Below are 25,410 nucleotides of genomic sequence, written 5' to 3'. Positions count from 1 at the left end.
TTCTCGTCGTCACGCTACGTTCAGCTCATGGGGTCGACGACTGGGACACCACAGCGCACCGTGATCGGGCATTCGACCGGTGACAAGGTCATGCTGTTCGGTGGGCTGCCGCTGCTCGGGCTGGTGCTCGGGTTCTTCCTGCCGCGGATCGCGGACTGGGCGGCCGGACGGGGCTGGGTGCCGTTCCAGGGCGTGCTGAAGATCATCGCCGCCTGGGACGGTTGGTGGGTCGTCGCGATCTGCGTGCTCGTCGGCCTGATCGCCGGCGTGCTGCTGGCCGCGGTGGCGCTGGACGACATCCTGAAGGTGACGATCACCCACCAGTCGGTCGAGTTCCTGAAGAACCAGAAGACGGTGACGGTGCCGCGGGAGAAGGTCGCGGTCGCGTTCCTGGACGGCAAGGAGATCGTGCTGCAGGACGCGTCGTCGCGGGAGCTGGCGCGCGAGAAGCACGACCAGCTGAAGTCGGAGGCGAAGCAGATCCCGATCGCGTTCCGCGCCCACGGCTATCCGTGGTCGGACGCCGGCGATCCGCACGAGTCCGAGTTCCGGCGCTGGATCGAGGACGACCCGGACCTCCCGCCGGCCGTCAACGCGATCCTCAAGGTCCGCTCCAAGGCCTTCGACCAGGGCGACAAGGGCAAGGCCGACCTCCGCGAGCTCCGCGGCGAGATCGCCAACCTCGGCTACACGGTGAAGGACAGGGACAAGAAGCAGTACTGGCGCTCGGCGGGCTAGGCGCCGAGTAGGTGGATGACGGCCGTGGCGTAGGCCTGTTCGGCGTCTTCGGCCGAGTGGGTGGAGTCCGTGAGATTGACGCGGTAGCCGCCGGGGACGGCCTCGAGGGAGGTGAACCGGTCGCCGAGGATCGCGCGGAGCTGCTCCTCGCGAGGGAGCCAGATCACCTCGCGTTGCTCGATGCTGTCCAGGGCCCACTCGGTGGTGCCGTTGAAGCCGATCACCTTGCTGCCCTGGTAGTCGTGCACCTCGACGGTCATGTCGCTCACCACGAACACGTCGTCGTCCATATCTCGGTCCGGTACGACGAAACGATCCCCTGCCGCGGGCGCCCACAGCACCCCGGCCTTGCGCAGTCGTCCGGCCTGCTCGATCGTGATCACCCTTCCATCCTCCCCACGGCACGCAAACGGCGCAGGTTCGCGGCGAGCCGTGGGGGGACGAGGGTCAGCGGCCGAGTGCGCTGCGTAGTTCCTCGGCGCGGTGCGCGATCCGGTCCCGGCACTCGGTCGTGAGCGGCAGATCGAGCAGCGCGGTCGCCTGCAGGTGGCTGAGTCCGAACTGCGCGCGAAGACGTCGTATTGCGGTGTCGCGGTCCGCGGACGCCCGCAGTACCTCGGCCACCTCGTCGCGGCGCTCGAACGCGGCCAGTACGCCGTCGTAGATCTCCAGTTGCGTGTACGCGGACCGGTCCGGCTCCGGCACGGCGGTCACGTCTCCCTTCTCGCTGGAGCGGATCACCTGCCGCCACAGTGCGGGCACGGCCAGGCGGGCGCGGGTGTAGCGCCGGGTCAGGGGCTGCGCGTAGGTCATGGTCATGGTGTGTTCCCCCTTGGGTTTCAGTCAGCCTTGGCGACCGCGTGCGGTTCGCGCGGCGGACACTTGGTACCGGGCGCGGTCAGCGCCTCGAAGTGCCACGGTTCGTTGTCGTACCGGCGGCACACGCCGTACCGCCAGCCGTTCTTGTTCAGCCAGGTCATCGCGGCCGCCGGACCGATGTCCACGGCCTTGCCCTGCACGTGAGCGGAGTACTTCGGCGGCAGCACCCAGCGCGTCGCCAGCTTGTACGAGCCGTACTTCTTGATCGCCGCGTTCAGCAGCCGCTGCTGCTTGGTCGCGCTGCGCCGGGCGGAGGTGATGCTGATCGTGATGCCGTCGGCCTTCGCGGCCGCCATCGCCTTCTTCAGCCGGGCCTTCAGCTTCGGCGACAGTCCGCTGATGCTCTCCTCCCGCACCACGGGCTTCGTCGTCGACTTCTTGGTCGGAGTCGTCGACGGAGTCTTGGTCGGAGTGGACGGCGGGTACGTTGGCCGGCGGGTCGGGGTCTCGGTCGCCGCGGTCGACGGCGTCGCGGGCGGCGCACCGACGGCAGGCGCGCTCACGGTCGACACCACTGGCTCCTTGTCCGCGGCCAGCCCGAGGAAGTCCCCGACCTGCGCGTGCCACAACAGCAGCGAGCCGACGACAGCGCCGACCCCGACCACACCGATCACGGACAGCAACCGCGTCCGCACCCCGCCCGGACGGCGTGGCGGCAGGTCGTTCCTCATGGGGTACAGCCTTTCGGATCGGCGCGGTCGACACATCGGTCCCAGGGACCGTCCTCGCGCCCCACCTGAAGCCCCTGAGTATCAGTTCGGACGCCGAGCCTCCTCCAAAAGTTGGAGAGACTGCCCCTCCGGGCAGATGAAGCTTCGGCAAACACGAACTGACTACGCTGGGCGACATGGTGGGCGTCTGGCGTCGGTTGTCGCAGGGGCAGCAGGATCTGCTGCTCGCTGCGGTCATCGGCCTGGTCTGGTTCGCCGCGCTGAACCTGATCAACGGCACCGGTCTACGCCCCCACAACCCCGCCGTCTCCGTGGTCACCGGCGTCTTCCTGGTCGCCACGGTCGCGTTCGTACGGCGGATCCCGCGCACGATGCTCGTGATCGTCTCGGTGCTCTACCCGTTCCTCTACGCCGCCGCCGGCACCGGCCTGGCCGCGCAGATCGGGCTGACGATGTTCGGCCAGCCCGAGATCAGCGACGCCGCGCTCCAGTCCGAGATCCACCTCGTCCCGCTGCTCGTCGTCGGGTATCTGGCAGCGTCGGCCGGCGTACGGCGCTTCACCTGTCTGTTCTTCACGATGGGCAGTCTGGCCGGGCTGATGATCGGACTGCCGACCGTGGTCGCGATCGTGCTCAGCCATGTGAACCGCGACATCCTGCTCGGCGACCGGTACCGGAGCCTGCCGCGCAACGTGCCGAGCCTGTACTCCTACATCGACGTCTCGCTGTTCGTGTTCGCGGAGGCTCTGATCTGCGGGATGGTGCTGCTCGGTGCCGACGCCCGTCGACGCCGCAAGAGCGTGGCCCTGCTCGAGCAGCGGAACGCCGAGCTGGTCCGGCTCCGCGCGGTCGAGGCCGAGCGGGCGGCGGTTGCGGAGCGGACCCGGATCGCCCGGGACCTCCACGACGTGATCTCGCACCACGTCAGCGCGGTCGTGATCCGCGCGCAGGCCGCCGACCGGGTGGCCGACCAGCGCCCCGAAGTACTGCGGGAAGCGATCCGCTGGATCATTGCCAGCGGCAAGGAAGCACTGACCGCGATGCGGGAGACGGTCCGGGTACTGAACACCGCCTCGCCCCAGATCGCCGGTGACACCGGCTCGGGCGGTGGAACCGCGCCGGTGCCGGATCTGGCGGATGTGGCGCGGATGGGCGAGCGGCTCAAGGCGGTCGGGATCGACGTGACGATGGAGCTTCCGCCCCGGCAGCGCCAGCTCACGTCGGCGACCGACCTGACCGCGGTACGGATCATCCAGGAGGCGCTGACCAACGTGATGGTGCACGCGAAGGCGAGCGCGGCGCGGGTGACCTGGCAGAGTGGGCCGCAGGGTGACCTGCTCACCATCGACGACAACGGGAATGGCGGACCGCCGCCGGTGAACGTGCTGGAGACCGCGCGGCGCAGCGAGAGCGGCCGCGGCAACGGGCTGATCGGGATGCGGGAACGGGCCACAGCGGTCGGCGGCACCCTCGCCGTCGCGGCCGGCCCCCTGGGTGGATGGAGAGTGCAGGCATGGCTGCCGCCGCAGAACTGAACGAGTCGATCCGGATCCTGGTCGCCGACGACCAGGGCGTGATCCGGATGGGGCTGGCGATGATCCTCGATCACGAGCCGGACCTGACCACGGTCGCCCAGGCCGAGAACGGCGAGGAGGCGCTCCGGCTGATCGAGCAGTACGACCCGGACGTCGTCCTGATGGACATCCGGATGCCGGTGATGGACGGTCTGGTCGCGACCGAGCGGATCACGACGGCCAACCGGGAGGCCGGCCGCGCGCGTCCCGCCGTACTCGTGCTGACGACGTTCGACGACGAGGCGTATGTGCTGGCCGCCGTACGCGCCGGGGCGTCCGGGTTCCTGTTGAAGGACACCGATCCGGATCTGCTGGTGTCAGCTGTCCGCGCGGTGTATCGCGGCGACTCGCTGGTCGATCCGGCCTCGACGCGAGTGTTGCTCGAGCGGTGCATGGAGCTCGAGCGCCAGGTCGACGGCGGTACGCCGAATGCCGCGCCGGCGCAGCCGGATCCGCGCTGGGTCGGACTGCTGTCCCAGCTCAGCGAACGGGAACGCGAGATCCTGGTCTGGATGGCCCGCGGCCTGTCGAACCGCGACCTGGCGACCAAGCTGTTCGTCAGCGAGACCACGATCAAGACCCACGTGAGCTCGGTCCTGTCGAAGCTCGGCCTGTCCAGCCGGGTCCAGGCTGTGGTCGTCGCCTACGAAGCCGGCGTGGTCCGGCCCGGTGAGGCCGACGTGCGCTGGGACTCCTAGGTAAACAGCACGAGCGCGACCGCCCCCACGGCGAGCAGGATTACCACGGTCACAGCTTGGCTCAGCACCGACGCCTTCTGGCGCCGGGGTAGGAAGTCCCCAGTCATGCCTCCAGAGTTGCTCGGGAAATCGCGTCACCCATCGGTCGTCAGGATGGTTCTGGTCTACTACCTGAGGATGACCCTCAGTCACCGAAGTAGGCGGCGCGGACCTTCTTCGGGACGCACATCGACCAGGCGTCGAGGATCAGCTCGCGGAGTTCGTCGTAGTCGACGGCCGCCAGGTTCAGCTCGATCCACTGGAAGCGCTCGTCGGACGGGCGCGGCGGGAGGAACTTGTCCGGTTCGGCGGCCAGCGCGACGGCGCGTTCCTCGCGCGGGAAGCCGAGGCCGATGGTCTGCTCGTCGGCCGCGACCGCGAGGTACACGATCTGGCCGACGCGGAACTTGATCCGGTCCCGGACCAGAACCTCGTAGCTGCGCGGGAGGTCCGCGGTGATTTCGCGGATGTCGGTGAGATCGACCACGTTGCCACGATAGAACGCCATCACTGACATCCCTTGTCAGTATTTCCAGCAGTACGGTGGTCGGATGCCTGGTGTCGTGAGCGCGGTCGAGGGGGCCGAGGTGGTGTTCCGCCTCGGTGACGCCGCGCATGCGTTCACGGGCGTCCGGTTGTGGCAGGAGCTCGGTCTGCCGGCCGAGCTGCTCGAGTTCAAGCCGGTCGACTACGGCTGGGAGCTGCGGCTGCCGCGGCCGTCGGTGCACCGGATGGAGTACCTGTTCGACATCGCCGACCTCGGGATGCGGACCGATCCGACCAACCCGCGGGTGGTCGGCGGCGCATTCGGCGATCATTCCTGGCTGCCGCTCCCCGGGTACGTCGAGCCCGCGTGGATCGCTGCCGAACCGATCGCGTCGACCTTGACCCCGCTCGTGGTCGACTCCCCGGTCGGGCCGGTCGACGTGCACGTCTGGGCGCCGGAGGGCATCGCGCCGGTGTTCGAGCTGCCGTTGCTGCTGTCCCACGACGGTCCCGAGTTCGCGAAGTACGCCAGTCTGACGCACTACGCCGGTGCTCTGGTCGCCGACGGCAGCCTGCCGCCGTTCCGGCTCGCGCTGGTCCGGCCGACGTCACGCAACCTCTGGTACGCCGCGAACCCGCAGTACGCGACGGCCCTGACACAGCACGTGCTGCCGGCCGTGCAGGCGCAGTACAAGAGCCGGCGGCCCGTGATGATGGGGGCGAGCCTGGGTGCGCTGGCGGCGCTGCATGCGGAGTGGAACCACCCGGGGACGTTCGACGGGCTGTTCCTGCAGTCGGGGTCGTTCTTCACGCCGGAGACTGACCCGCAGGAGTCGCGGTTCGAGTTCTACGCCGAGGTGACCGCGTTCGTCGAGCAGGTGCTCACGGCAACCACGGCGCCGAGTACGCCGCTGATCGGCATGACCGCCGGGACGACCGAGGAGAACGTGCACAACAACCGGGTGATGGCCGCGCGGCTGGCCGAGCTCGGCCTCGAGGTCACGCTCGACGAAACACCCGACATGCACAACTTCACAGCCTGGCGGGATGTGCTCCATCCTGATCTGACGGATCTACTGCGGCAGACCTGGGGTGGGGCTGATGGAACGGGAGCAGGCCGAGTTGGAGGCGCCGGGGCTTGATCGCCCCGGAACAGTGATCCGCTACGGGCATTTCGGCCGCCCGGTGCTGGTCTTTCCGAGTGAGCAGGGCCGGGCCTGGGACTACGAGAACAACGGCATGGTCGACGCCGTCTCGGACCTGATCGAGGCCGGGCGGGTGAAGTTGTACTGCGTCGACTCGTACGACCATGTCAGCTGGTCGGACCGGAGCATCCAGCTCGAGGACCGCGCCCGCCGGCACGAGCTGTACGAGTCGTGGATCGTGAACCAGGTCGTCCCGGCGATCGGCGCCGACTCGCCCGGGGTCAGCGACATCATCACGACCGGGTGCAGCCTGGGCGCGTTCCATGCGCTGAACTTCGCGTTCAAGCGGGCCGATCTGTTCCCGGTCGCGATCTGTCAGTCCGGGAACTACGACGCGAGCAGTTGGCACGCGTGGGGCGAGCGCGGCGACGCGACGTACTTCAACAATCCGGCCGACTACCTGCCCAACCTGTCCGGTGAGCATCTGGACTATTTGCGTGGGCGGCTGTTCATCGTGCTCACAGTGGGACAGGGTGACTGGGAGACCAACCCGACCGGCTCATTGCCGTCGGCTCGTGCGACGGACAAGGTGCTGACCGAGAAGGGCATCCCGCATGAGCTGGACATGTGGGGGTACGACGTAGCACACGACTGGCCGTGGTGGCGTCAGCAGCTCGCCCATCAACTGCCCCGATTCTGCTGAGGAGATCCACACGTGAGTGATCGTTCACGTCATTTGATCGGGTTGTTGCTGGGGGCCGAGGAGGATTGGCCGCAGGCGTTCGAGGCGTTGCTGCAGCGGGTCGGGCCGGTGACGCTCGACGGGCACGAGCACGAGTTCGGGTCGCGGCGGCTGACCATCGAGCCGTTCGACCTGAACGATCCGGTCCGCGTCGGCCTGGTGATCGATCGGCTCGCGTATTGGTACTACCACCCGCGCGAGTGGCTGAAGAAGGCCGCGCTGATGAACGGCACGTACCTGTTGAACTCCCCGTTCACGTTCCAGTCGATGGAGAAACACTCGGCGTACTGCGCGATGCTGCGGCTCGGGCTGAAGATCCCGCGGACCGTGCTGGTGCCGTACAAGAACCCGGTCGACAACGTGCGCTGGGCGTACACGTCGGCGAAGTACAACCGGCCGTTCGACCTGGACGCGATCGCCGACGACCTCGGCTACCCGCTGTACATGAAGCCGTTCGACGGCGGCGGGTGGCGTGGGGTCTCACGGATCAACAACCGCGACGACCTGCACCGCGCGTACGACGAGTCCGACGAGATGCTGATGCACCTGCAGGCGACGGTCGAGTACGACAAGTTCGCCCGCGCGCTGTCGATCGGCGCCGAGACGATGGTGATGGACTTCCGCCCGGACGAGCCGATGCACAACCGGTACGCCGTCTCGCACGACTTCCTCTCGCCGTCGGCCGGGCACCAGGCGGTCGCGATCAGCCGGATCGTGAACGCCTTCTTCGGCTGGGAGTTCAACTCCTGCGAGATGCTGGTCAACGGCAACTCGGTCCACCCGATCGACTACGCCAACGCCTGCCCGGACGTCGCGGTCACCTCGCTGCACTACTACTTCCCGTGGGCGATCAGCGCGCTGGTCAAGTGGTCGGTCTTCTCGCTCGCCACCGGCCGACGCAGCAAGGTCGACCTCCACACCGAGCGGTACTTCGACATCGCCGACGACCCGTCGCTGGACTACGACGCGAAGCTCGAGGGCTACCTGGCACTCGCGGACGAGTACTTCGAAACCCCGAAGTACCACGAATGGTGTGCCGCCCATCTGGGGGATTTCGACCAGCGGGTCCGCGATTGGGTCAGCGGACCGGACTTCGCCAAGCTGCTGCGCGAGACCGTCGTCGCGACGTACCCGGAGCACGAACAGGAGAAGTTCTACGCCCACTTCAAGGGCCTGACCGACCTGTGGGTTTCCGACCAGCGATAGACCTGTGCGAGAACCCCGATAGAACCCGGCGAGAGCCGGTCCTGACGGCCTCGTCCCCTCCTTACGATCGCGCTGGCTCGAGGAGGGGACAGTGTCGATCGACGAAGAGGTACGATCGCGCGCCGTCGGACCGGGACAGGTCGTCGTACCGTCGTTCCGTCAGCCGGCACCGGCGCCCGCACCGGTCAGGCGCAGGCTGAACACACCGCAGTGGATCCAGGTCCTGACGGCCGGATCGCTGGTTGCGATCATCGCGGTGATGATCGTCTGTCAGGTCGCGGTCTCGAGCGTGCGGTCCGGCTGGGACCGGATCGGGCATCAGATGGCGCCGCAGGTGGTGAGCACGACCGGTGTGACGTTCGCGCTGAACGACATGGATGCCCAGCTCGCCAACCTCCTGCTGGTTGCGAACCGGACCGATCTCGGCGTCACCCGGCAGCAGTCGCTCGAGCTGTACGAGAGCGACCGGCGGACCGTGAGTACCAACCTCCAGCAGGCGGCCGTCCTCGCCGGCACCGATCCGGCCGCGGTCCAGCGGATCCGGACGATCCTCGACCAGCTCGGCCAGTACGAGGCGTACGCCGCGCAGGTGATGCTGCTCGAACGGCAGGCCAGTCCGGCGGTGCCCGGGCGTCCGCCGGTCGGGGCGCTCAGCTTGTTCCGGCAGGCCACCGACCTGATGCACAAGGACCTGCTGCCGGCGGTGGCAACCCTGACCGAGACCAACTCGGCCGCGTTGAACCGGACGTACACCGATCGCCAGGCCTCGATCGCCGATGCACGGTGGATCCTGCTGCTGGTCGGGATTGTGCTGATCGCGGTACTCGTCTGGCTGCAACTCTTCCTCGCCCGTCGTACCCATCGCGTCGTCAACCCGCGGCTGCTGTTCGCCACGGTCGTGTCGGTCGCGGTCGTCATCGGCGGCTCGGTGCTGTTGAGCGGTGAGGCGAAGCATCTGAAGGTCGCGAAGCACGACGCGTTCAATTCGATCCTGGTGCTGACCAAGGCTCGCGCGACGAGCTACGACGCCAACGCCGACGAGAGCCGGTACCTGCTCGACCCGGACCGTGCCGCGACGTACGAGCAGACGTTCAACGAGAAGTCCTCGCAGGTCAAGGGTTTCCTGGACGTCGAACTGCACAACATCACCTTCGCCGGCGAGCGCGCGGCGGCCGACGCGGCGGTGACGAGCTTCGGGGTGTACCTGGACGACGACCGCCATATCCGCGAGCTCAACAGGTCCGGCGACCTCAGCGGCGCGATCGCGTTCTGCACGAGCTATGCGCCCGGCGCGTCCAACGCCGCCTTCACCGAGTACGACAAGGCCCTCGTGCAGGTCACGAACATCAATCAGCACGCCTTCGACGGCGCCGTATCGGACGGCGAGCGCGGTCTCCGCGGCTGGGGCCTGATCCCCTGGATCGCGGGCGGTCTCGCCGTACTGCTCGTCCTGGCCGGAGTACGGGCGCGGCTCGCGGAGTACCGCTGAGAACTACAGTTGACGCCGTGCGTGACGCGGAGGTACCGGCCTGGTGGCGGCGGCTTGGGTTGGGCGGGCTGGTGGATGTGCATGTGCATTTTCTGCCGGATCGGGTGATGAATGCGGTCTGGGCGTACTTCGACCAGGCGGTGGAGCATTACGGGACCGCGTGGCCGATCACGTATCGGACCTCGGTCTCGGAGCGGGTGAAGACGCTTTCGGAGCTTGGCGTGCGAGCGTTTCCGGCGCTCGTCTATCCGCACAAGCCGGGGATGGCTGCGTCGTTGAGCGAGTGGGCGAGGGACTTCGCCGCTGTGACGCCTGGGTGTGTGGCCAGCGGGACGTTCTTTCCCGAGCCGTCCGCCTCCGCCTACGTCCGGCAGGCGCTCGAGCTCGGCACCCGGATCTTCAAGGTTCATCTGCAGGTCGGCGACTACGACCCGCGGTCCGATGAGCTCGACGACGTGTGGGGGCAGCTGGCCGAGGCGGGTACGCCGGTCGTCGTGCACTGCGGCTCCGGTCCGATCCCGGGGCGGCACACCGGGCCGGGGCCGATGGGCGAGGTCCTTCGCCGCCATCCCCGACTGACCGCCGTCATCGCGCATCTGGGGATGCCGGAGTACGCCGAGCATCTGGCGCTGACGTCTTATCCGAACGTGCATCTGGACACGACGATGGCGCTGACGCCGTTCACGGAAGCGATGATGCCGTTCCCTCGTGAGCTGGTGCCGCGGTTGGGCGAGCTGCAGGACCGGATCGTGTTGGGGACCGACTTCCCGAACATCCCGTACGAGTACGCCGTGCAACTGGATGCACTCGAGGCATTGGATCTGGGCGATGACTGGTTGCGGGCGGTGTGCTGGGAGAACGGAGCGCGGCTACTCGGCCTTGCAAGCTCCGCCTAGGGGTGAGCAGCAGCCCTCTCCGCGCCAGGCCTCAATTCCTTCCCTCACGGCCACTCCCGCGATGATCAGGCCGGCGATCGGATCCGCCCACGACCAACCCAGGGTCGTGTTGAGGAGCAATCCGATCAGAAGCACCGCCGACAGGTAGGTGCACAGGAGCGTCTGGGTCGAGTCGGCGACCACCGCGTTGGAGCCCAGCGCCTTTCCGGTGCGGCGTTGTGCCCAGGAGAGGAACGGCATCACGATCAGGGACGCGATCGCGAGGCCGATGCCTACCGGCGAGGAGTGCGGATCGGCACCGGTGATCAGCGTGCGGATCGATTCGAAACCGACGTACGCGGCGAGGGCGAAGAACGAGAAGGCGAGGAGGCGGAGGGCCCGGCGTTCGCGGGACTCCGGGAGGGGGTGGCGGAACTGCCAGAGGATGATCAGGCCGCTGGAAACCTCGACGACCGAGTCGAGGCCGAATCCGACCAGGGCGACCGAGCCGGCGACGATCCCGGACGAGACCGCGACCGCGGCCTCGATCACGTTGTAGGTGACCGAGGCGCCGGCCAGCAGTTGAGCGCGTCGGCCGAGGCGTCGGCGTTCTTGTGGATCGACGGCCCAGGCTTTTCCTAGCTGCAGCGGTTCAGCCATGGTTCAGGCCGTAGTTGGGGCAGAGGGCGACGGCGTCGCCGGTCAGGCCGAGGAGGCGTTCGGCCGCGGCGAGCAGGTCCATCGTCGCCTCGGGGTGCGACAGGCTGAACATCGAAGCCCGCCCTTGCGGACGCGACTCGACCAGACCGCAGTCCCGCAGACACGCAAGATGCTTGGACACCGTCGACTGCGCCAGCCCGAGATGCTCGGTCAGCTCGACAACGCGGTGCTCCCCCAACGCCAGATGCCGCACGATCGCCAACCGCGACGCGTCACTGAACCCATGGAACAAGCAGCCCGCGACCGCCAGCGCCGACGCCTCATCCATCACATTCATCGCCATCTGGCGATGTTATCGCAATCAAGCGAACATCGCATCCCGCCCGCCTCGGCCTGGTCGGTCACCGGACGCGGGTGAGGACGTAGGCAGTGGGGGTAGCTCCGTTGTACTTGAGGAGGCGTCGGCGGACGACCTTGAGGGCACGGTGTCGCTGGATCGCGTTCTCCAGAAGGCGTTTGTCCTCGGTCAGCAGCACCGCGCGACCGTCGCCGGCAAGCACTCGATCGACCTCACGCACCACGGCCGGATACAGCGCGCGGTTGAGCTGATGACTGCCGACCTGCTTGCCGAACGGCAGATTCGTGACGACGCGATCGACACTGCTGTCTTCGAGTGGCAGAGCGTCGGCCTTGGCCTCAACGAGGTAGTGGGCCTGGTTTCCGGTCGCGATCTTCAGCGCCCGCGGATCGTGATCCGTCCCGACGACCCGAGCGCCCGGTGCACGACGGCGTACCGCTCGAAGGATCGTTCCCGTCCCGCAGAACGGATCGACGACGCGATCCCCAGGCCGGACCTTCGCCAACCGCACGAGCACCTCGGCCACCACCGGATTCGTTGACCACGGCAACCGTTCCACCCGGCCGAACCGTCGCATCCACGACAACGAAGGAATCTCGACCGCCGGCCCCCCGGCATCGCGGACGGCGATCGTGAAATAGAGCGCACAGGCAACGAGTTCGTCCCATGGACCGTCGACGGCGCACTCGACGGCCTCGGCTGACAGTTGACGGATCGAACGGACGGACGGCATCGTGCGCAGCTCCTCCTGGAGGAGATCGGCGGCGCCGTCGATGGTGCGCAGGACAAGATGGGGCACAGCAATGCTCCTGAAGGCTCGCGATCGACAGTTCGGTCGAAGCGCGGCGTACGCACGACAAAGCCGGCCGACTCCCACCGGAGCCGGCCGCGGCCGTACCTACGCCTTCAGAAACACGACATCGGTGGCAGAGTATTCGGTCGCACCACCGGTCCTCATCTGATTTTGTTGACGGATGGCAGACGTGGAGGAACGGCCGGCCGACGACGCGGAGCTGACCGTGCTGTTGAAGGCCGCGTTCGACGAGCTCGTCGCGCGGAACGGCGCCGAGGGACGGACGCAGGTCAAGGACGGAGCGCGGTACTTCGTGGCACTCGACGACGAGGGCCAGGCCGTCGGGTGCGGCGCCGTACAGGTGTTCGAACCGGGCAGTGCTCACCCTGGGGACGCCGAGGTCAAGCGGATGTACGTGACGCCAACAGCCCGCGGCAAGGGATACGCGCGGGCCCTGCTGGCCGGACTCGAGCAGGCGGCTCGGGCGCACGGCCATCCAATCCTCCGCCTGACCACCGGCGAACGCCAACCCGAAGCGATCGCCCTGTACGAGTCGAGCGGTTTCGTGCAGACGGCTGCGTGGGGCAAATACATCAACGAACCACTGACCCGCTGCTACGCGAAGACCCTGACCAGACTCTGACGATGCCGCGGAACTGACCGTTGCCCGCGCGATTTCAACGTTGTAAAGTGCGGGTGTCCCGACACCGATCAGCTTTACGGGAGAGTTCATGTCGCAGCCTCGTGCGGAGTATCCGCGTCCGCAGTTCGTGCGTTCGGAGTGGGTGAATCTGAACGGTGACTGGCAGTTCGAGATCGACCGGTCGGACTCCGGGTTGGAGCGCGGGCTGCGGGAGCGAGACCTGACGCAGCGGATCGTCGTACCGTTCGCGCCGGAGTCCGAGTTGTCCGGGATCGAGGACGTCGACTTCCTGGAAGCGGTCTGGTACCGCACCACCGTCACGATCCCCGCAGACTGGTCCGGCAAGGAGGCCGTGCTGCACTTCCAGGCCGTCGACCACGACGCGACCGTTTGGGTGAACGGCGTCGAGGTCGTCCGCCACCGCGGCGGGTTCACGCCGTTCAGCGCCAACCTCCGCCACGTCGCCAACCCCGGCGAAGAGGCGACCATCGTCGTCCGCGCGCGGGACAGCCACCGCGGTCCGCAGGCGCGCGGCAAGCAGAGCCAGCTGTACTTCAACCACAGCTGCCTCTACACCCGCACCACCGGCATCTGGCAGACCGTCTGGCTCGAAGCGGTGCCGACCGTGCACCTGAAGCGCGCGCGCATCACCCCGGACGTCGCCGGCTCCGCGTTCCACCTCGAAGTACCGGTGTCCGCGAACAAGCCCGGCTACAAGATCCGCGCCACCCTCAAGGACGCCGACGGCGAGGTCACCACGGCCGAAGTACGCGCGGACCTCGACCTCGCACCGCGTCTCACCCTGCAGGTCCCGGCCGACCGCGTCCGCCTCTGGGACACCACCGACCCGCACCTGTACGACGTCCGCCTCGAGCTGATCGATGCCGACGGCAACATCACGGACGCCGCCGACTCGTACGCCGGTCTGCGCTCGGTGAGCATCAATGGCAAGGCGATCCTGATCAACGGCAAGCACGTCTACCAGCGGCTGGTGCTGGACCAGGGCTACTGGCCGGAGAGCCTGATGACCGCGCCGTCCGAGGAGGCGCTGGTCCGCGACATCGAGCTCAGCCTGGCAGCCGGGTTCAACGGCGCACGCCTGCACCAGAAGGTGTTCGAGGAGCGGTTCCTGTACCACGCGGACCGGCTCGGGTACCTCGTCTGGGGCGAGTTCGGCGACTGGGGCTCCGGCGTCGGCCACACCGATACCGACAACCAGCAGCCGACAGCGTCGTACGTCGGTCAGTGGCTCGAGGCCGTCGAACGCGACTACAGCCACCCGAGCATCGTCGGCTGGTGCCCGCTGAACGAAACCCACCAGCTCCTGCACGACCGGATCACCCAGCTCGACGACGTCACCCGCGCGATGTTCCTCGCGACGAAAGCCGCGGACACGAGCCGCCCCGTACTCGACGCGTCCGGCTACAGCCACCGCGTGCCGGAGACCGACGTCTGGGACTCGCACAACTACGAGCAGGACCCGGCCAAGTTCGCCGAGCAGATGGCGGATCTGGTCAACAACAAGCCGTACGGCAACACCGGCGGGCCCGAGGGCAAGCCGATCTCGCTCGCGTACGACGGCCAGCCGTACTTCTGCAGCGAGTTCGGCGGCATCTGGTGGAACGCGGAGAAGGCCGCTGCCGGGAAGAGCGGGAACTCCGCGGACTCGTGGGGCTACGGTCAGCGCGTCGCGGACGAGGAGGAGTTCTACACCCGCTTCGCCGGCCTGGTCGACGCGCTTCTCGACAACGAGTTGATGTTCGGCTACTGCTACACGCAGCTAACCGACGTGTTCCAGGAAGAGAACGGCATCTACAACTTCGACCGCAGCAACAAGCTCGACGTACCGCGGATCAAGGCCGTCCAGGAGCGTCAGGCGGCTTACGAGAAGGACTGAAGTACCAGCGAACCGACCGCGACCAGGACCCAGAGGATCGCTCCGAGCAGGAGCGGCCGGGGTCCTGCGTCGCGGAGCTCGCGCGGCCGCAGCGATATTCCGATTGCAACTAGTGCGGATGTGATTAGTGTGCTGCCGACTAGTGCCAGCGTCGGCAGCCACGAGTCCGGTATGGCGCCTGCGCTACGCAATCCTGCGGCGGCGATGAAGCCGATCAGGAACAGCGGGATGAGCTTGCGCCACGGCAGCGGCTTGCGGATCGACGCCGTGGCGCCGGCGTAGGAGCCCTCAGCAGCGGCGTCGAGCGCCCGAGCCGCGCGGTTCTCGCGGCGGATCTTCAGCGCGACCAGCGTCAGCACGATCGGGATCAGCGTCAGCGATCGGGTCAGCTTCACCACGATCGCCTGATCGCCGGCGGCCTGGCTGAACGCGTACCCGGCAGCGACAACGGACGACGTGTCGTTGACCGCCGTACCGGCCCAGAGCCCGAAGGACTCCGAGCTCATCCCGAGCAGGTGGCCGATCGGCGGGAACGTCAGTACAGCGACGATGTTGAAGGTGAAGATCGTCGCCATCGCGTAGGCAACCGATGAGCGTCGCGCACCGATCGCAGCAGTCGCGGCGGCGATCGCGGATCCGCCGCAGATCGCCGTACCGACGCCGATCAAGGTCTGAGTGTCTCCGCGTACGCCGAGCAGCCGTCCGAAGAACCACGCTCCTCCCAGCGCGAGCGCGAGTGTGCCGAGCATGACCGGCAACGACGAGACGCCGACGCGTGCGACCTGCTGGAGAGACAGACCGGTTCCCAGTACGACGATCGACAGCTGGAGCAGCGTCTTCGAGGCGAAGTCGTACCCCGGGCGGCACGCGTCACTGCGGAGCGCCGAAATGAACAGTCCGGCGAGTACGCCGAGCACGATCCCGAACACAGGACCGCCCACCACAGGTACCAATCGCCCGAGCGGGACCGCGACTGCCGTGATCACCAGAACGGCAGCCAGACCCGGGATTCGGGACGTCAGCTTGGGCGCAACGGTCGAGGTGTGTCGTGGCCTAACCTCAAGGTGCACCACCGAGCCGGTCCCTTCCCGTGGAAATGTACGCACATTTACGGTAGGAGATGACCGGACATTTGGCAACCCGGAAGGAACCGATGAGCGTGGGCAGGCTGGACCGTGCCGGCGGCGGGCCGCTGTGGAAGCAGCTGCAGGAGGACCTCGTGCGGCGGCTGCGGTCCGGGGAGTTCGATGACGCCTTCCCCGGGGAGCTCGCGCTGGTCGACGAGTACGCGGTCAGCCGGCACACCGTCCGCCAGGCGCTCGGTCAGCTACGCACCGACGGGCTGATCATCGCCGAACGCGGCCGCCAGCCGCGGGTCGCGACGGTGCCCGAGATCCGGCAGCCGATGGGCGCGCTCTACAGCTTGTTCTCGTCGGTCGAGGCGTCCGGCCTGCCGCAGCGAAGCGCCGTACGCGCACTCGATGTCCGCGCCGACGGCGTCATCGCCGCCCGCCTCAACCTGGACGGATCCACCCCGCTGCTCTACCTCGAGCGCCTCCGGTACGCCGGTGACGAGCCGCTCGCGCTGGACCGCGTCTGGCTCCCCGCCACCCTCGCGGAGCCGCTGCTCGACGCCGACTTCACGCACACCAGCCTCTACAACGAGCTGTCCACCCGCGCCGGGGTCAACCTCGACCACGGCCGCGAAGACATCCGCGCCGTGAATCCGAGCCCGTCCGAGCGCGCCCTGCTGCATTGCCCTGCCGATGCCGCCGTGTTCTCTATCGTCCGACAGGGCACCGCTCAGAACCGTCCGGTCGAGTGGCGGCACACGCTCGTTCGCGGCGACCGGTTCGCGCTGTCCGCAGAGTTCTCGGCGAACGCCGGCTATCGCCTGACCCCAAGCACCACGGCGCTCTCTCAGGCCTGGTGAAACGGGTCGTCCGCGGGCAACCAGGACGTGGCGGGGTCGAAGTCGACTTTCACATCGCGGGTCAGCGCGTCGACGGCCGCAAGTACGGCGGGACGCGATTCGTCCTGCCGCGACACCAGCGCCCAGGTCCAGACCGGGATCGGATCGACGACCGGCCTGCGTACGAAACCGCGTGGCAGCGGGGTCGCGTCCCGTTTCGGCGAGCTGACGATCGGCCGGCCCAACCGGCGTACGTGATCGAAGAATGCCGGGCCGGTGATCCCGTGATCCTCGATCCGCTCGACCGCGGCGCCGGTCGCGCGGGCGAACTCGACGGCGTAGATGTTCCACGAGGCCCACGCCTCGGTGTCCGCATCGACCAGCACGACCGTGTCCCGCGCCCGGACCGGCGACTCGTCGCCGGCTGACACCGCGAACAACCGATCCGCGCCGAGGAGCCGGCCGGACAGTTCCTGCTCGGCCAAGTCCGTCGCACGTACCCAGCAGATCGCCAGGTCGATGCTCCCGTCCGAGACTCGCGCGGCTTGCGTGTGCGACGGCATCACCCAGGTGTCAACGAGCAGTTGTGCTACCCCGGACACCCGCTCAGCGAGATCCGGGGGCCGCCAGCTGACGTACCCCAATCGCACCGGCTCGCTCGCCGCGAATCCTCGCGCCGTACGCCGCAACGCATCCGCCTGCTCGAGCAACGCCCTTGACTGCGGCAGCAATGTCTCGCCGTGGGCGGTCAGCGTGACGGTACGGCGATCGCGCTCGAACAACCGCACGCCGAGATCGCGCTCGAGGGACTTGATCTGCTGCGACAACGACGGGCCGGCGATGTGCAACCGGGCCGCGGCCCGGCCGAAGTTCAGCTCCTCGGCGACCGCTACGAAGTACCGCAACTGCCGCAGCTCCACGTGCCACAGCGTAGTAGGCGGAGGCTCCTAGCTGGGAGCAAAGCGGTCGTGGAAAAGGCCGCGTGGTTCGACAACGATCGAAGTACATCAACTTCGGATGAGGAGAACCATGAACCACCAGAAAGTCGCCGTGATCACCGGAGCGTCCCAGGGCATCGGGGCGGGCCTGGTCTCGGCGTACCGCAAGCTCGGTTATGCCGTCGTCGCAAACTCGCGGAGCATCAAGCGCTCCGACGACCCCCTGGTGCTGGCCGTCCCCGGCGACATCGCCGACCCGGGCGTCGGCGCGCGGGTGATCGAGCAGGGGCTCGATGCGTTCGGACGGATCGACACGCTCGTCAACAACGCGGGGATCTTCGTCGCCAAACCGTTCACCGAGTACACCGACGAGGACTACGACCGGATCGCCGGCATCAACCTGCGCGGCTTCTTCGACACCACGCGGCGCGCGATCACCGCGATGCTGGAGAACGAGGACGGCGGGCACGTCGTCAACATCACCACCAGTTTCGCAACGCACGCCTACAGCACGGTGCCTTCCGCGCTGGCGTCGCTGACCAAGGGCGGGCTGAACTCGGTCACGAAGTCGCTCGCCACCGAGTACGCCGCACGCGGGATCAGGTTCAACGCGGTGGCGCCCGGGGTCATTCGTACGCCGATGCACCCGGAGGAGACACACGAATTCCTGGCAGCGCTACACCCGCTCGGCCGCCTCGGCGAGATCGAGGAGATCGTCGACGCGATCACGTACTTGGAGAGCGCAAAGTTCGTCACCGGCGAAATCCTCCACGTAGACGGCGGCCAACAGGCCGGCCACTGAAACGCCCATGACTGCTGACGCCTTGAACACCGACAGATCCGCCACCGACGCCGGCGCGCCTGTTGGCCCGGCCAGCGGTGCGGCTGGTGGCCCGTCAGCTGGTTTGGCTGGTGGTGCGGTTGGTGGTGCGGCTGGTGGCCCGTCAGCTGGTTTGGCTGGTGGTGCGGTTGGTGGTGCGGCTGGTGGCTCGTCAGCTGGTTTGGCTGGTGGCGTGGTTGGTGGGGGTGCGGCTTGGTGGTTGGTGGGGCGGGGGGCGGCGGTGTTGGCGGGTGGGATGGGGATCGGGCGGTTTGCGTACACGCCGATCCTGCCGATGATGCACGCGCAGGCCGGCCTGTCACCCCGCCTCGGCGCGACGCTCGCGACCGCCAACTACACCGGCTACCTGGCCGGGGCGCTGGCCGCGATCGCCGTACCGCGCCTGCTCCACTCCCGCTGGGCACTCCGCCTCTCCATGCTCATCCTCGCCGCGACCCTCGCCCTGATGCCACTCGGCCGGAGCAGCTCGCTCTGGCTCGGCCTGCGGTTGATCGCCGGGATCGCGAGCGCACTGGTATTCGTGATCGCCGTCAGCGCCGTACTCCCCCGCCTGCACAGCCACCACGTGGGCTGGACCTTCGGCGGAGTAGGTGCCGGCATCGCACTCTCCGGCGCGGTACTTGCCAGCGGCAACTGGCGAACAGCCTGGTGGATCACCGCCCTGCTGACGATCGCCTGCACCGTCCCCGCCTGGCACCTGACCGGATCACCCACCCCGCGCGCGGCCGCACGCCGTACCAGCTCACGACACTTCAACGCCCTCCTCGCCAGCTACACCCTCGAAGGCATCGGGTACATCATCGCCGGCACGTTCCTCGTTGCCGCAATCAACGAAACCGCAACCGGCGCCGTCGGCAACGGCGCCTGGATCATCGTCGGCCTGGCCGCCCTACCATCAACGGCACTCTGGGCATGGCTAAGCCGATCATGGTCTCGCTCCACACTCCTGCTGATCGCGCTGCTCCTGCAGGCGATCGGCATCGCATTACCGACCGTCATCCACGGCGTCGCCGCCGCCCTGATCTCCGCCGCCCTCTTCGGCGCAACCTTCCTCGGCGTCGCCAACCTCGCGCTCGCCCTCGGCGCCGAACTCAACGTCCCGCGCGCCGTCGCTATCCTCACCACCGGCTACAGCCTCGGCCAGATCATCGGCCCGCTGGCAGTCGGACCACTGCTCCACAACGGATACCACCAGGCGCTCTTGGTCAGCGCCGGCGTCGTGGCCCTCGCCGCGATCGCCGCGCTCCTGGTCCGCCATCAACCAAAGGAACTCCTATGAACGACATCCTGTACGACGTCCTCGACCAGTGGAAGTCAGCTATCGACGACCACGACCCGCAGCGCGCCGCGGCCCTGTTCACCAACGATGCGATCTTCCAGGGCCTGCACCCGTACGGCGTCGGCCGTGACGCCGTCGCCGAGTACTACGAATCGCAGCCGATCGGCCTGTCCCCGCAGTACAAACTGCTCGAGACCCGCCAACTCGCCGACGACACGCTCCTCGGGTACCTCGCCGTCGACTTCAGCTTCACCGACCGTCCGGCGATCTCCGTCAACCTGCTTGTCATTCTTCGGCAGGCAGCTGACGGCTGGCTGATCTCGCACTACCAGGTCTCGCGGTTGTAGATACTGAGTCCATGACGGTGAAGGAACTGCGGTTGGTGGTCACGGCGGACGACTACGAGGAGGCGGTCGCGTTCTACCGCGACGTACTCGGGCTGCCGGAGCGGGCGTCGTACTCCTCGGAGGACGGTCGGGTGACGATCCTCGAGGTCGAACGGGCCACGCTCGAGATCGCGGATCCGGGGCAGGCGGACTACATCGACGCGGTCGAGGTCGGGCGGCGGGTCGCGGGGAAGTACCGGGTCGCGTTCGAGGTCGAGGATTCCGCGGCGACGACGCAGAAGCTGGCCGAGGCCGGTGCGACGGTGATCGCGGAGCCGACGCGTACGCCGTGGAACTCGCTCAACGCCCGGCTCGAAACGCCCGGTGGCATCCAACTGACGCTCTTCACAGAACTTGACTTGAAGCAGGCTTGAGGTGTTGGGCTAGGGATCATGTGGAACATCGAAAGCCTCGACCTCGACGCCTATCTCGCGCGGATCGGGCACGCGCGGGTGGCGCCGTCGGCGGATGCGCTGCGGAGTCTGCATCGGGCGCATGTGCTGGCGATCCCGTTCGAGAACATCGACGTGATCCTCGGGACACATCCGGGGATTGCGCTGGATGCGATCCAGGCGAAGCTGGTGGGTCGGCAGCGCGGTGGGTACTGCTACGAGCACGCGCTGTTGTTCGGGGCGGCGCTCGAGCAGCTCGGGTTCGACGTCGTACGACGCGTTGCCCGGGTGCAACCGCACAAGGCGGGGCCGCGTACGCACGCGCTGCTGAAGGTGGGGGTTGATGGGCAGTCGTTCCTGGCGGATGTCGGTTTCGGGGCTGGTCAGCTGTATCCGACTCCGTTGAAGGACGGCGCCGTGGTCGACCAGGCCGGCTGGGACCACCGACTGACGCTCGACAACGATGTGTGGACGCTGTCGAAGAAGACCGCTGAGGGTTGGGAACCACAACACGCCTCCAACGACGAGCCGGTACGCCCGATCGACTACGAGGTCTACCACCACTACGTCTCCACCCACCCCAAGTCACCATTCACCGGTCGCCCCGTGGTGATGCGCGTATCAGACGGCGTCGTACGACGCTTGATCGGCAACACCCTCACCACCGACCACGCCGACGGCCGCACAACCGAGCGCACCGTCCGCCCCGAAGACCTCCCCGAAGCACTAGCCTCCCTCGACGTCCACCTAACCGACGAAGAAATCGACCGCCTCCGGCTGATGTAGTCAACCCCGCGCGCTACGCAACCGCCTCTCGTCGCTCCGCTCCTCGGCACGGCCGCTCCGCGCGCTGCCCACCCACCCCCGGGGCTATCGCCCGGAGCATCCCTTCCGGCTACCGCCGGAGTCTTGCCGGCTATCGCCGGCGCCTGCGGCTGCCGCCGCGTTTGCTCGCTGTCGCTCGCGTGCGACTGCGTTTGGCCGACGTCTCCTCGTCGTGCGACCGCGGCGAGTAGAGCCGGCCCGTCCCCCGCGTGCTATGCAGCCACCTCTCGTCGCTCCGCTCCTCGGCGCGGCCGCTCCGCGCGCTCCCACCGACCCCCGGCTGAGCGCCGCGCATCCTTTCCGGCTATCGCCGGGATCTGCCGGCTGCAGCCGGCAGGTGGCGGGCTGCCGCCCGCGGTCTGCTCGCTCGCTCGCGGCGACTGCACCTGGGTGGCGGCGGGTGTTGTCGAGCGGACCGCACCGGTGTGGCGCGAGCGGGCTCCTGCAGCTGGCACGCACTGGCCGCCGTCGACGGCTGCTGTTACCACGGCTCACTCGCAACAGGGGCGACGCCGCAGCATGCTCATAGGCGCCCGTCGGCTGTGGTAGCTCGCTCGCGGTGACTGCTCCGGGGTTGCGGCTGCTCGTGGTTGTCGCGGGAACTCATACCGATGGGTGTCTAGCGGGCACTTACACCTGCCGAACTCCTACGCCCGCCTCTTCGGAGTCTCGGTTCGGAACGACTCGCCCAGTTCTTCCGCCAGGCCGAAGTAGTGGCGGAAGTTGTAGATGAGGGGTGACCAAGCGCCGGGATCCACGTGCGAAGTTCCCGCAACAACAACCGCCTCCTCGGCATGCACTCGTAGTACCTCGGCCTGGGCGATCAGGAAGTTGCCCTTGGCATCCAGCTCGGCGTGGGTGACGGTTGCTTCGAACTGGATCGGGCACTCGGCGACGCGCGGCGGCGCGACCAACTCGGACGCCACCGGCGTCAGCCCGGCCGCCGCGAACTTCTCGCGCTCAAAGCGAAATCGGGCCCGCTTACCCTCAGGCACCGGATTGCGTCCGGTCAGGCCGGCCAACCGCTCAACAGCCTCCCACTGTGAAGGCGACGGAAAGTTGATCACCACATCCGCGCGAGAGCGCAGGTTCATCGCAGTCTGACCGGTCACGCCAACACCAAGGACCACAACATCACCTAACGCCCACGCGGACGACATCGGCGCGAGGTTCACGCTCCCGTCCTCGTTCAGCGTGCTGAGCAGCGCGACCGGGGTTCCGACGTACAGGATGGAAGGTTCGATGGTCAGATGGGTCATGTGAATCGACAGTAGGCACGGGATGCTTCGGCGTCGGCCTAACAGTCCAGCAGGCATGATGGCGGGTATGAGTGCCGAAGGTGAGGAGCTGGCCGGCTGGGCGCGGATGCTTGCCGACGGGACGCGGGCGACGGTCTGCTTGGCGTTGCTCGACGGCCGAGCGTGGACCGCGACCGAGCTCGCGAAGTTGGCCAAGGTATCGCGGCCGACGATCAGCGAGCATCTCAACCTGCTCGTCGGCGGCGGTCTGCTGACCGAAATACGACAGGGGCGGCACCGGTACGTGAAGCTCGCCGGACCCGACACCGCCGAGTTGATCGAAGGACTCGCCGCGCTGGCACCACGCCGTACACAGGTTGCTAACAGCCTGTCAGCAGTCAGCAAACGGGACGCGTTCGCACGAGCTAGGACGTGCTACGACCACCTGGCCGGCAAACTCGGCGTCGCATTGGCCGACGCGATGACAGAGCGTGGCCTGATCGACTGGTCCGACGGGATCGCGTTGACGCCGGAAGGCCAAGCCTGGTTGGAGAATCTCGGCGTCAAGGTCGAGGTACGCCGCGGCCGGCCGCCGCTGCGATCCTGCCTGGATGTCACCGAACGACGACCGCATCTGGCCGGCGCGGTCGGCGCGGCGTTGTGCTCGCACGCGTTGCAAGAAGGTTGGGTAAGTCACATACCAGGCGGCCGCGCCCTGAAGGTGAACGGCGCCGTACAAGCGTTTGGACTCTCGTCCGGAGTCTGAGAACTGTGTGAGGGAACACGCTTTCAGGAAGCGCTCAGCGTCGATAGCACTTAACCTTCGGCCATGACTGAGTTCGAGCCCGGCACCGAGCTGGTGTCCCGTCTCCCTCTGCCCAGCCATGTGGTCGTCCGTGTTGACGGTCAGTGGCGTCGCGGCTGGCTGATCGGCCGCGACCATGAGGAGACTGGATGGACCGCCCTGGTGCAGTACGAGGGCGACGACGGTAACGAGCGGACGGAACGCCTGCCGGCGGACCGGATCGCCTTGCCGTCGTCGGACGGCACGGAGAGAGCGTCCTAGGGAGGGACCACACACACGAAAGCCCCCGGGTGAGCATCACCGGGGGCTTTCGTGCGCATAACGCCGCCGTGGCGCCTCAGACGAACGAGAGGAACCCGCCCCAGGCCCTTCGGGCGGTCGACCTGGGACGGGAACCTCAGTGGCGTTACACAGGGTGTATCGCTGATAACGGGGTGAGTGTTACAGGATCGCCTGAACTTTCTTCCAGCCACGTCACGCCACGGCAAGCCGCGACCCCGGTGCACGTCCCTGAACACCGGGGCCTGGATCGGCGGCCTCTCGAGCGACAACCGTTCGTAACCTTCAGGTGCCCCGACAGCCCGTGATCATTCGCTTCCGGAACGAGTCAGAAGTGCACAGCGAGCAGAACCCGGCCGGTTTCCGAGCTGCGGATGTCCAAGGCCTTGATCTCGTTGCGCTGCAGCTTCGTCGTGGCGGCCGGTTTCACCGTCGTACCGGGCGATGACGTCCAGCTCGCGATCAGCGACGCTTTGCCGGAAGCGTCTGTGACATAGAGCTCGTAGCCGCGGGCGCGTTCGCTCGGCGTCGCGAGTTCGTCGTACCGGCAGCTGATCTCGATCGTCGTCCCCCAGCGCTCCGGAACGAGCCGGGCGTCCGCGGAAAGCTTGCTGGTCACAGTCTGTGCGAGTACGACGTAATCGCCCTGCGGCTCGTCATTGGACAGCGGGATCGCGATCACCGCGCCGATCGCGGCGGCCGCGACCCCCACCCCGGCGATCAACGCGCCGAGCCGGATGCGTTGCTTGCGACGGTCGCGCTGGACATTGCGGACCAGACCGGGCAACAAGTTCGGCGGCTCGGCCGTGATCGTGGCCAGCGCGCGCTCGGCCGGAAGGGCGGCGAGTACGCCGGGCACGCCGGCCAGCGACGCCACCTCGGCCGAGCACTCGGCACAGGTACGCAGGTGCTCCTCGTACGCGCGCCGGTCCTTCGCCGACAACGCCCCGAGGAGGTACGCCGAATCCCACTCCCGGTACGGGTCGCTCACTGACTTGTCACCCCCTTCTCCTGCAGCGCGAGCTTCAGCGCGCGCAGCCCGTAGTGCAGCCGCGACTTCACGGTGCCGGACGGGATGTCCAGCTCCTCGGCGATATCGGTGACCGTACGGCGCCCGTAGTACGCCCGAACGATTACTTGCCGATGTTCTTCAGACAACTGTGCCAGGGATTCCGCCACCAGCCACGCGTCGAGTACGGCGTTCGCGTGGTCGGCACTCGGCTTCTCCGGGAGGTCGTCGCTGGCGACCTCCCGGCTGACCCGGGCGCTGCGCCGGTCGTCGATGACGAGGTTGCGTGCCACCGTGAACAGCCAGGCCCGGGCTCCCGCCTCGTCCTCGGACAGAATGTTCGGCCGCCGCCAGGCCCGGAGCAGAGTCTCCTGTACGACGTCCTCCGCCAGCCGATCGTCGCCGGTCAGCCGGACGACGAACCGCCACAGCGCCGGAGCATGCACATCGTGCAGCTCACGCAGCAGCGCCGCCCGGTCGTCGGCCATCGGCGCTCCTGCTCTGTGGGACGTGGGGTCGGACATCGCTCACTCGGCTGCTGCGGTTGCCTGCTGTGGCGCCGTTCGGGCTGCCTTCTCGCCACCATTCTGCACAGGAAGCAAAGCACCTGTCT

General features: G+C 67.7%; 30 protein-coding genes. 18 read left to right on the top strand and 12 right to left on the bottom strand.

Annotated elements, in window-relative coordinates:
* The first annotated feature begins 27 nt into the window (after positions 1–27).
* Positions 28–738 carry a hypothetical protein gene (locus tag ACFWUU_RS32375; RefSeq protein WP_380181192.1) on the top strand — a complete coding sequence of 237 codons (711 nt, stop codon included), beginning with the start codon at positions 28–30 and terminating at the stop codon, positions 736–738.
* On the opposite strand, the gene ACFWUU_RS32370 is transcribed toward ACFWUU_RS32375, so the two are convergent.
* From ACFWUU_RS32370 to ACFWUU_RS32360, 3 genes are all read right to left on the bottom strand, one after another.
* On the bottom strand, positions 735–1,121 hold the full coding sequence (locus ACFWUU_RS32370; protein ID WP_137252423.1) for a pilus assembly protein CpaE: 387 nt from the start codon (positions 1,119–1,121) through the stop codon (positions 735–737). The genes ACFWUU_RS32375 and ACFWUU_RS32370 overlap by 4 nt on opposite strands.
* Before the next feature lie 64 nt (positions 1,122–1,185).
* Complete coding sequence (locus tag ACFWUU_RS32365; protein WP_380181190.1) at positions 1,186–1,557, bottom strand: hypothetical protein; 372 nt, start codon at positions 1,555–1,557, stop codon at positions 1,186–1,188.
* A 20-nt stretch (positions 1,558–1,577) separates the two neighbouring features.
* The gene (locus ACFWUU_RS32360) at positions 1,578–2,288 is read right to left on the bottom strand and encodes a M15 family metallopeptidase (RefSeq protein WP_380181188.1); all 711 of its coding nucleotides are present in this window, start codon (positions 2,286–2,288) and stop codon (positions 1,578–1,580) included.
* 176 nt (positions 2,289–2,464) lie between these two features.
* Here ACFWUU_RS32360 and ACFWUU_RS32355 point away from each other — a divergent pair, with 176 nt between their 5' ends.
* Together ACFWUU_RS32355 and ACFWUU_RS32350 are read left to right on the top strand one after the other, a co-directional pair.
* On the top strand, positions 2,465–3,823 hold the full coding sequence (locus tag ACFWUU_RS32355; RefSeq protein WP_137252420.1) for a sensor histidine kinase: 1,359 nt from the start codon (positions 2,465–2,467) through the stop codon (positions 3,821–3,823).
* On the top strand, positions 3,820–4,560 hold the full coding sequence (locus ACFWUU_RS32350) for a response regulator transcription factor (protein WP_170989684.1): 741 nt from the start codon (positions 3,820–3,822) through the stop codon (positions 4,558–4,560). Before ACFWUU_RS32355 ends, ACFWUU_RS32350 begins: the two co-directional genes overlap by 4 nt.
* 184 nt (positions 4,561–4,744) lie before the next feature.
* Here the strand turns inward: ACFWUU_RS32350 and ACFWUU_RS32345 are convergent, their stop codons facing one another.
* Positions 4,745–5,107 (bottom strand): MmcQ/YjbR family DNA-binding protein, encoded by a 363-nt coding sequence (locus tag ACFWUU_RS32345; protein WP_380181186.1) that lies wholly within the window; start codon positions 5,105–5,107, stop codon positions 4,745–4,747.
* A gap of 43 nt (positions 5,108–5,150) precedes the next feature.
* Here ACFWUU_RS32345 and ACFWUU_RS32340 point away from each other — a divergent pair, with 43 nt between their 5' ends.
* The 5 genes from ACFWUU_RS32340 (at position 5,151) to ACFWUU_RS32320 (ending at position 10,563) form a co-directional block, all read left to right on the top strand.
* Positions 5,151–6,227, top strand: coding sequence for an alpha/beta hydrolase (locus ACFWUU_RS32340; RefSeq protein ID WP_380181184.1), 1,077 nt, complete (start codon positions 5,151–5,153; stop codon positions 6,225–6,227).
* Positions 6,187–6,933: an esterase family protein gene (locus ACFWUU_RS32335; RefSeq protein ID WP_380181182.1), complete on the top strand. Its 747-nt coding sequence runs from the start codon at positions 6,187–6,189 to the stop codon at positions 6,931–6,933. Before ACFWUU_RS32340 ends, ACFWUU_RS32335 begins: the two co-directional genes overlap by 41 nt.
* A gap of 12 nt (positions 6,934–6,945) precedes the next feature.
* On the top strand, positions 6,946–8,178 hold the full coding sequence (locus ACFWUU_RS32330) for a RimK family alpha-L-glutamate ligase (protein ID WP_380181180.1): 1,233 nt from the start codon (positions 6,946–6,948) through the stop codon (positions 8,176–8,178).
* A 91-nt stretch (positions 8,179–8,269) separates the two neighbouring features.
* Positions 8,270–9,667, top strand: a complete 1,398-nt coding sequence (locus tag ACFWUU_RS32325) for a hypothetical protein (protein ID WP_380181179.1) — start codon at positions 8,270–8,272, stop codon at positions 9,665–9,667.
* A 17-nt stretch (positions 9,668–9,684) separates the two neighbouring features.
* Positions 9,685–10,563, top strand: a complete 879-nt coding sequence (locus tag ACFWUU_RS32320) for an amidohydrolase family protein (RefSeq protein WP_380181177.1) — start codon at positions 9,685–9,687, stop codon at positions 10,561–10,563.
* Here the strand turns inward: ACFWUU_RS32320 and ACFWUU_RS32315 are convergent.
* The 3 genes from ACFWUU_RS32315 to ACFWUU_RS32305 are packed head-to-tail and all read right to left on the bottom strand — an operon-like array spanning position 10,537 to position 12,359.
* Positions 10,537–11,202, bottom strand: a complete 666-nt coding sequence (locus ACFWUU_RS32315; RefSeq protein ID WP_380181175.1) for a cation diffusion facilitator family transporter — start codon at positions 11,200–11,202, stop codon at positions 10,537–10,539. The two genes, ACFWUU_RS32320 and ACFWUU_RS32315, sit on opposite strands and share 27 nt — an antisense overlap.
* The gene (locus ACFWUU_RS32310) at positions 11,195–11,545 is read right to left on the bottom strand and encodes an ArsR/SmtB family transcription factor (protein WP_380181173.1); all 351 of its coding nucleotides are present in this window, start codon (positions 11,543–11,545) and stop codon (positions 11,195–11,197) included. Before ACFWUU_RS32310 ends, ACFWUU_RS32315 begins: the two co-directional genes overlap by 8 nt.
* Before the next feature lie 58 nt (positions 11,546–11,603).
* Positions 11,604–12,359 carry a TRM11 family SAM-dependent methyltransferase gene (locus tag ACFWUU_RS32305; RefSeq protein ID WP_380181171.1) on the bottom strand — a complete coding sequence of 252 codons (756 nt, stop codon included), beginning with the start codon at positions 12,357–12,359 and terminating at the stop codon, positions 11,604–11,606.
* 175 nt (positions 12,360–12,534) lie between these two features.
* Here ACFWUU_RS32305 and ACFWUU_RS32300 point away from each other — a divergent pair, with 175 nt between their 5' ends.
* Positions 12,535–12,996, top strand: coding sequence for a GNAT family N-acetyltransferase (locus tag ACFWUU_RS32300; RefSeq protein WP_380181169.1), 462 nt, complete (start codon positions 12,535–12,537; stop codon positions 12,994–12,996).
* Between the two features lie 88 nt (positions 12,997–13,084).
* A complete protein-coding gene (locus ACFWUU_RS32295) occupies positions 13,085–14,893 on the top strand; it encodes a glycoside hydrolase family 2 protein (RefSeq protein WP_380181167.1) in 1,809 nt (602 codons plus the stop codon).
* Here the strand turns inward: ACFWUU_RS32295 and ACFWUU_RS32290 are convergent.
* On the bottom strand, positions 14,878–15,963 hold the full coding sequence (locus tag ACFWUU_RS32290; RefSeq protein ID WP_380181165.1) for a YeiH family protein: 1,086 nt from the start codon (positions 15,961–15,963) through the stop codon (positions 14,878–14,880). The two genes, ACFWUU_RS32295 and ACFWUU_RS32290, sit on opposite strands and share 16 nt — an antisense overlap.
* An 83-nt stretch (positions 15,964–16,046) precedes the next feature.
* Between ACFWUU_RS32290 and ACFWUU_RS32285 the strand changes: the two genes are divergently transcribed.
* Positions 16,047–16,826: a GntR family transcriptional regulator gene (locus tag ACFWUU_RS32285; protein ID WP_380181163.1), complete on the top strand. Its 780-nt coding sequence runs from the start codon at positions 16,047–16,049 to the stop codon at positions 16,824–16,826.
* On the opposite strand, the gene ACFWUU_RS32280 is transcribed toward ACFWUU_RS32285, so the two are convergent.
* Entirely contained in the window at positions 16,814–17,725 is a 912-nt protein-coding gene (locus tag ACFWUU_RS32280) for a LysR family transcriptional regulator (RefSeq protein WP_380181161.1), read from the bottom strand. The two genes, ACFWUU_RS32285 and ACFWUU_RS32280, sit on opposite strands and share 13 nt — an antisense overlap.
* A gap of 109 nt (positions 17,726–17,834) precedes the next feature.
* Between ACFWUU_RS32280 and ACFWUU_RS32275 the strand changes: the two genes are divergently transcribed.
* The 5 genes from ACFWUU_RS32275 (at position 17,835) to ACFWUU_RS32255 (ending at position 21,427) form a co-directional block, all read left to right on the top strand.
* Positions 17,835–18,545, top strand: coding sequence for an SDR family NAD(P)-dependent oxidoreductase (locus ACFWUU_RS32275; protein WP_380181159.1), 711 nt, complete (start codon positions 17,835–17,837; stop codon positions 18,543–18,545).
* A gap of 274 nt (positions 18,546–18,819) precedes the next feature.
* Positions 18,820–19,863 (top strand): YbfB/YjiJ family MFS transporter, encoded by a 1,044-nt coding sequence (locus ACFWUU_RS32270; RefSeq protein ID WP_380181157.1) that lies wholly within the window; start codon positions 18,820–18,822, stop codon positions 19,861–19,863.
* A complete protein-coding gene (locus ACFWUU_RS32265) occupies positions 19,860–20,210 on the top strand; it encodes an SgcJ/EcaC family oxidoreductase (protein ID WP_380181155.1) in 351 nt (116 codons plus the stop codon). Before ACFWUU_RS32270 ends, ACFWUU_RS32265 begins: the two co-directional genes overlap by 4 nt.
* 11 nt (positions 20,211–20,221) lie before the next feature.
* Positions 20,222–20,623, top strand: coding sequence for a VOC family protein (locus ACFWUU_RS32260; protein WP_380181153.1), 402 nt, complete (start codon positions 20,222–20,224; stop codon positions 20,621–20,623).
* Positions 20,624–20,641: 18 nt separating this feature from the next.
* Positions 20,642–21,427, top strand: a complete 786-nt coding sequence (locus tag ACFWUU_RS32255; RefSeq protein ID WP_380181151.1) for an arylamine N-acetyltransferase — start codon at positions 20,642–20,644, stop codon at positions 21,425–21,427.
* 686 nt (positions 21,428–22,113) lie between these two features.
* Here ACFWUU_RS32255 and ACFWUU_RS32250 read toward each other — a convergent pair.
* Positions 22,114–22,725, bottom strand: a complete 612-nt coding sequence (locus ACFWUU_RS32250) for a flavin reductase family protein (RefSeq protein ID WP_380181149.1) — start codon at positions 22,723–22,725, stop codon at positions 22,114–22,116.
* Between the two features lie 67 nt (positions 22,726–22,792).
* Here ACFWUU_RS32250 and ACFWUU_RS32245 point away from each other — a divergent pair, with 67 nt between their 5' ends.
* Positions 22,793–23,470, top strand: a complete 678-nt coding sequence (locus tag ACFWUU_RS32245) for an ArsR/SmtB family transcription factor (RefSeq protein WP_380181147.1) — start codon at positions 22,793–22,795, stop codon at positions 23,468–23,470.
* Positions 23,471–23,533: 63 nt separating this feature from the next.
* Positions 23,534–23,770: a hypothetical protein gene (locus tag ACFWUU_RS32240; RefSeq protein WP_137252399.1), complete on the top strand. Its 237-nt coding sequence runs from the start codon at positions 23,534–23,536 to the stop codon at positions 23,768–23,770.
* A gap of 346 nt (positions 23,771–24,116) precedes the next feature.
* On the opposite strand, the gene ACFWUU_RS32235 is transcribed toward ACFWUU_RS32240, so the two are convergent.
* On the bottom strand, positions 24,117–24,779 hold the full coding sequence (locus tag ACFWUU_RS32235) for an anti-sigma factor family protein (RefSeq protein ID WP_380181145.1): 663 nt from the start codon (positions 24,777–24,779) through the stop codon (positions 24,117–24,119).
* Complete coding sequence (locus tag ACFWUU_RS32230) at positions 24,776–25,285, bottom strand: sigma-70 family RNA polymerase sigma factor (protein ID WP_137252397.1); 510 nt, start codon at positions 25,283–25,285, stop codon at positions 24,776–24,778. The genes ACFWUU_RS32235 and ACFWUU_RS32230 overlap by 4 nt, the downstream gene beginning before the upstream one ends.
* Positions 25,286–25,410: the final 125 nt, after the last annotated feature.

This window comes from Kribbella sp. NPDC058693 (genome assembly GCF_042715335.1).
GTDB classification, from domain to species: Bacteria; Actinomycetota; Actinomycetes; order Propionibacteriales; family Kribbellaceae; genus Kribbella; species Kribbella jiaozuonensis.
The sequence above is the reverse complement of the archived record's forward strand: the minus strand, read 5'-3'. Positions and strand labels throughout refer to the sequence as shown.

Coding starts and splice junctions, on each gene's coding strand:
- ACFWUU_RS32375 (WP_380181192.1), top strand. CDS start 28: ATGGGGTCGACGACTGGGACACCACAGCGCACCGTGATCGGGCATTCG.
- ACFWUU_RS32365 (WP_380181190.1), bottom strand. CDS start 1,557: ATGACCATGACCTACGCGCAGCCCCTGACCCGGCGCTACACCCGCGCC.
- ACFWUU_RS32360 (WP_380181188.1), bottom strand. CDS start 2,288: ATGAGGAACGACCTGCCGCCACGCCGTCCGGGCGGGGTGCGGACGCGG.
- ACFWUU_RS32355 (WP_137252420.1), top strand. CDS start 2,465: ATGGTGGGCGTCTGGCGTCGGTTGTCGCAGGGGCAGCAGGATCTGCTG.
- ACFWUU_RS32345 (WP_380181186.1), bottom strand. CDS start 5,107: ATGGCGTTCTATCGTGGCAACGTGGTCGATCTCACCGACATCCGCGAA.
- ACFWUU_RS32340 (WP_380181184.1), top strand. CDS start 5,151: ATGCCTGGTGTCGTGAGCGCGGTCGAGGGGGCCGAGGTGGTGTTCCGC.
- ACFWUU_RS32335 (WP_380181182.1), top strand. CDS start 6,187: ATGGAACGGGAGCAGGCCGAGTTGGAGGCGCCGGGGCTTGATCGCCCC.
- ACFWUU_RS32315 (WP_380181175.1), bottom strand. CDS start 11,202: ATGGCTGAACCGCTGCAGCTAGGAAAAGCCTGGGCCGTCGATCCACAA.
- ACFWUU_RS32310 (WP_380181173.1), bottom strand. CDS start 11,545: ATGGCGATGAATGTGATGGATGAGGCGTCGGCGCTGGCGGTCGCGGGC.
- ACFWUU_RS32300 (WP_380181169.1), top strand. CDS start 12,535: ATGGCAGACGTGGAGGAACGGCCGGCCGACGACGCGGAGCTGACCGTG.
- ACFWUU_RS32295 (WP_380181167.1), top strand. CDS start 13,085: ATGTCGCAGCCTCGTGCGGAGTATCCGCGTCCGCAGTTCGTGCGTTCG.
- ACFWUU_RS32285 (WP_380181163.1), top strand. CDS start 16,047: ATGAGCGTGGGCAGGCTGGACCGTGCCGGCGGCGGGCCGCTGTGGAAG.
- ACFWUU_RS32275 (WP_380181159.1), top strand. CDS start 17,835: ATGAACCACCAGAAAGTCGCCGTGATCACCGGAGCGTCCCAGGGCATC.
- ACFWUU_RS32270 (WP_380181157.1), top strand. CDS start 18,820: ATGGGGATCGGGCGGTTTGCGTACACGCCGATCCTGCCGATGATGCAC.
- ACFWUU_RS32265 (WP_380181155.1), top strand. CDS start 19,860: ATGAACGACATCCTGTACGACGTCCTCGACCAGTGGAAGTCAGCTATC.
- ACFWUU_RS32260 (WP_380181153.1), top strand. CDS start 20,222: ATGACGGTGAAGGAACTGCGGTTGGTGGTCACGGCGGACGACTACGAG.
- ACFWUU_RS32255 (WP_380181151.1), top strand. CDS start 20,642: ATGTGGAACATCGAAAGCCTCGACCTCGACGCCTATCTCGCGCGGATC.
- ACFWUU_RS32250 (WP_380181149.1), bottom strand. CDS start 22,725: ATGACCCATCTGACCATCGAACCTTCCATCCTGTACGTCGGAACCCCG.
- ACFWUU_RS32245 (WP_380181147.1), top strand. CDS start 22,793: ATGAGTGCCGAAGGTGAGGAGCTGGCCGGCTGGGCGCGGATGCTTGCC.
- ACFWUU_RS32240 (WP_137252399.1), top strand. CDS start 23,534: ATGACTGAGTTCGAGCCCGGCACCGAGCTGGTGTCCCGTCTCCCTCTG.
- ACFWUU_RS32230 (WP_137252397.1), bottom strand. CDS start 25,285: ATGGCCGACGACCGGGCGGCGCTGCTGCGTGAGCTGCACGATGTGCAT.